This is a genomic window from Candidatus Planktophila sp., assembly GCF_046070465.1.
Lineage (GTDB): Bacteria > Actinomycetota > Actinomycetes > Nanopelagicales > Nanopelagicaceae > Planktophila.
On the sequence record NZ_JBJTMK010000161.1, the window covers coordinates 1 to 3,661 of the forward strand.

3 protein-coding genes are annotated in these 3,661 nt (G+C 48.2%); 2 read left to right on the forward strand and 1 reads right to left on the reverse strand.

The window, feature by feature from the left end; translation table 11 throughout:
• Positions 1-28: 28 nt before the first annotated feature.
• Positions 29-505, reverse strand: a complete 477-nt coding sequence (locus tag ACKOVI_RS06885; protein ID WP_509603336.1) for a serine hydrolase domain-containing protein — start codon at positions 503-505, stop codon at positions 29-31.
• Positions 506-545: 40 nt separating this feature from the next.
• Between ACKOVI_RS06885 and ACKOVI_RS06890 the strand changes: the two genes are divergently transcribed.
• Both ACKOVI_RS06890 and ACKOVI_RS06895 read left to right on the forward strand, forming a co-directional pair.
• Positions 546-1,586 (forward strand): NAD(P)-dependent alcohol dehydrogenase, encoded by a 1,041-nt coding sequence (locus ACKOVI_RS06890; RefSeq protein ID WP_509603337.1) that lies wholly within the window; start codon positions 546-548, stop codon positions 1,584-1,586.
• Positions 1,587-1,677: 91 nt separating this feature from the next.
• Positions 1,678-3,661 (forward strand): fibronectin type III domain-containing protein (locus tag ACKOVI_RS06895; RefSeq protein WP_509603338.1); only part of this gene is annotated, 1,984 nt, incomplete at its 3' end.

The following is a 3,661-nucleotide window of genomic DNA, read 5'->3' on the forward strand; positions in this document are numbered from 1 at the left end:
ACACTCTTTCCCAAGACGTCACCCCGATCTAGAGATGTCCGATCGTTCCTGCATGGTAGAGATACCCAGTATCTGGCTCCCAAATCGGTGTCTGCCGGGCTAGCGCATCCTCTACTGGAATAACTTTCTGCAGATCTTCAAAGGTTATGTCTTCTCGAACCGCACTGAGGCCAGAACGATGTCGCATGATCATGGCGACGGTGACATTCTCTTTTCCGTTGGCTGCAAACTCTGGCCAGTAATGAGCAACTCTCTCGTCTGGATCTAGTAGCCCTGCTTGAATAAGTTGGTGGCCGATGATTGAGAGCAAACCTTTGGAAGTGGAGAAAACTACTGACTTGGTATCTGCTTCCCATAGTTGACCAGGGCGTTGCTCGCCCGCCCAGATATCAATTACTGCTTCTCCCTGTTGATAAATGGAGAGAGCGGCTCCGCCATAGGGTTGGTCAGCAGTCAATTGAAAGAACTTATCTGCAACTGGTTGAAACTTTGGGCTGATCAGCATTCAAAAAGCTTATCGATATCAATGGAGTTAAGCTATGAATATGAATACTAAAGGCTATGCAGCGCTCTCCGCAGGATCTGACCTCGTCCCATTTGAATTCGATCGTCGCGATGTAGGCGCTCACGATGTAGAGCTCGATATTAAATTTGCCGGCATCTGTCACTCAGATATTCACCAGGCAAGAGAAGAGTGGGGTCCTGCAATCTTTCCAATGGTTCCAGGGCATGAAATCGCCGGAGTAGTTACATCCGTTGGATCTTCAGTTTCAAAGTTCAAGGTCGGGGACCACATTGGTGTGGGGGTCTTCGTTGATTCTTGCCGTAAGTGCGAACAATGCCTTAAGGGTTTGCAGCAATATTGCGAAGAGGGAATGACCGGTACCTACAACGGTTACGAGCGCGATGGTAAGACCGTCACTATGGGCGGCTATAGCAATCGTTTTGTGATTAATGAAGATTATGCAGTTCATATTCCGAGCAATCTTCCACTCGACGGAGTTGCGCCATTGTTATGTGCAGGTGTGACTTTGTGGTCACCAATAAAGCATTGGAAAGTCACAAAGGGCACCAAAGTTGCCGTCATGGGACTCGGCGGTCTTGGGCACATGGGAGTTAAGTTTGCAGTGGCGATGGGCGCTGAAGTAACAGTGCTTTCGCACTCACCATCCAAGGAAGCTGATGCACTTGCGATGGGCGCACATCACTTTGTCTCAACAAAAGATCCTGAGAACTTTAAGAAGATTGCTAAGAGCTTTGACCTCATTCTCAATACCGTTTCAGCAGAGCTCGATATCAATCAGTACCTCAACTTGTTAAAGCAAGATGGAACTCTGGTTGTTATCGGTCTTCCCGGTAAGCCGTATGCAGTCCATGCAGGTGTACTGCTCGGTGCACGCCGTTCAATGGCGGGATCAATGATTGGTGGAATCCCTGAGATGCAGGCGATGCTCGATTTCTGTGGTGAGCACAATATCCTCAGCGATGTTGAGGTCATTAAGGCGGACTACATCAACCAGGCTTACGAGCGCACTATCGCCAGTGATGTGAAGTATCGCTTCGTTATCGACGCCTCGAGCTTCTAAATCTGCGCTGAAAATAGCGCCCTTTGCCTAAGGGCTACCCCCTAAGTAGAATCCTCGTCTAATCTCGAGATTCTTCCTAGGGGGCGTGGCCATGCAGTTCCGGCTAAATTCGCCTACCTCTCACGCACTCGCTGCGAAGTGGAAGACCATTAATTGGCAGGCACATGATCGTCGCCTTCGCAGATTCCTCTCGATTGCACTTATTGCACCGGTCTTTACATTTATCTCTGCAGTCCCAGGTGCTCCTATCGCGCAGGCTGCTACCTCGACAACAACTGCGCCGCAAGAGGTAACTGCGACCGCAAATGGGACATCGCTCATCGTTGCTTGGGGCGCACCAAACTACGGAGCATCAGCGGTAACTTCATACCAGGTTGATTATTCGACTGATGGCTCAACGTGGACATCCGCGAGCAGCACAATTTCACCAGGTACATATTCATATTCAATCTCGGGTTTAACTCTGGGTACTTCTTACTATGTACGAGTCGCAGCAAAGATGGGTGCAAGCACAAGTCCTTGGGCATATCCGTGGGTCAAACTTTATGGAACAGTCACTCCCAAGCGTGACTCTGGTGGAAATATCACCTATGAACCGGGCTATGGCCGCGCAAGCGCAAATAATCAAGCTGCAAATTTCTATGCAAGTGCATCTTTTACGCGAGTTCGTTACAAGATGCAATATCTCAGTAATGATGGTGCAACTTTCAATTATGTGATCACAGACTTCACGAAGTGGGCTGCGACGACAGGAAATAAAAATTCAAGCGGCACTCTTTACAACTCTCCAGCTGCATCAATAACAACCTTAGAATTTCCTGATCAGGTGAACGGTCAAGCTGCTATTCAAGCAACTGCCAATGATTTAACTGTCGAATCCAGTAATCGGGAGTTGAACGTCAACGGGGTAACCGGGCGTTTGCAAATTTGGGCTAACGATATTTCAGGAGCAAAAGGGTGGTCCGGAGCTGCGGACGGAACGACGGATTTTGACTTTAACGATTCACCAGGCAATGCCAATGGATTTGGTGCATTTCAAGTTCACGATGTGACTAATGGCAGAACAGTCTTTGCATGGAACCGTCAGTTATATAACAGCGGCCTTGCTGATATCGGAATAGGTAATTCACCTACATGTGGATATGCAGGAAACATCGCATGGGTTTATTGCGGATCCACCTCGGGCGCCACTTATTACAACACAACAAACCGTGATGCTTGGAAGTTAGAGACTTTCATTAATGCCCCTACCAAGATGGTGGCAAATGGACTCTTGATGCGCTTTGATGCGAAGAATTCATCATCGTATTCCGGTACCGGAACGACATGGAACGATATTTCTGGAAATGGAATTACTGCCACTCTCACCTCTGAATCTCAATTCACAAAATCAACATCAGGTTCGACATCACCTGCTAATAACACCTTTAGCCATGGCTCGATGATGTTCAGTGGCTCAAGCCAATTTGCCACAATCAATTCAGGATTCAATTACGACTTCTCCGGTGGATTCACTGCCGCCTGGTATGGCAACTGGGGCAACGGAGCAGGCGCTTATGAACGTATCTTTGATATTGGCAGTGGTGCAGGCGGAGCTAACAGCAACAATCTCTTAGTAGGTCGCAATGGAACAAGCTCTGAAATGTTTCTCGAGCTGTATACCGCTGCTGGTGCATCTGGGCGCTGCGTAACTCCGAACGAAACTGCTCGAGGAATCGATACCAATTGGAATCACTGGGCCATCGTTCTCAACGGAACTACCTGTCTTATCTATAAAAATGGAAACGTCGTTACCAACACAAGTTATACGTTTCTGCCCACGAGTAACGTCAGTCGTTCCAATGTCTGGTTAGGTCGCAGCAACTGGGTGGCAGATGCCTATCTCGAAGGCGGCATCGCAGATATCGCTTTCTATAACCGCCCGCTTCAATTCGCAGAAGTGCAACAATTAAAGGAAGATCAGGCCGGTTCTACCGTAAAAGCAGGCGATGGAACATGTGCAACGCGAGTTGCAAACCCAAATAACGTAACGGTTACAACTGTTGCCAATGATTGTGTCATTAAATTTGCGGCAA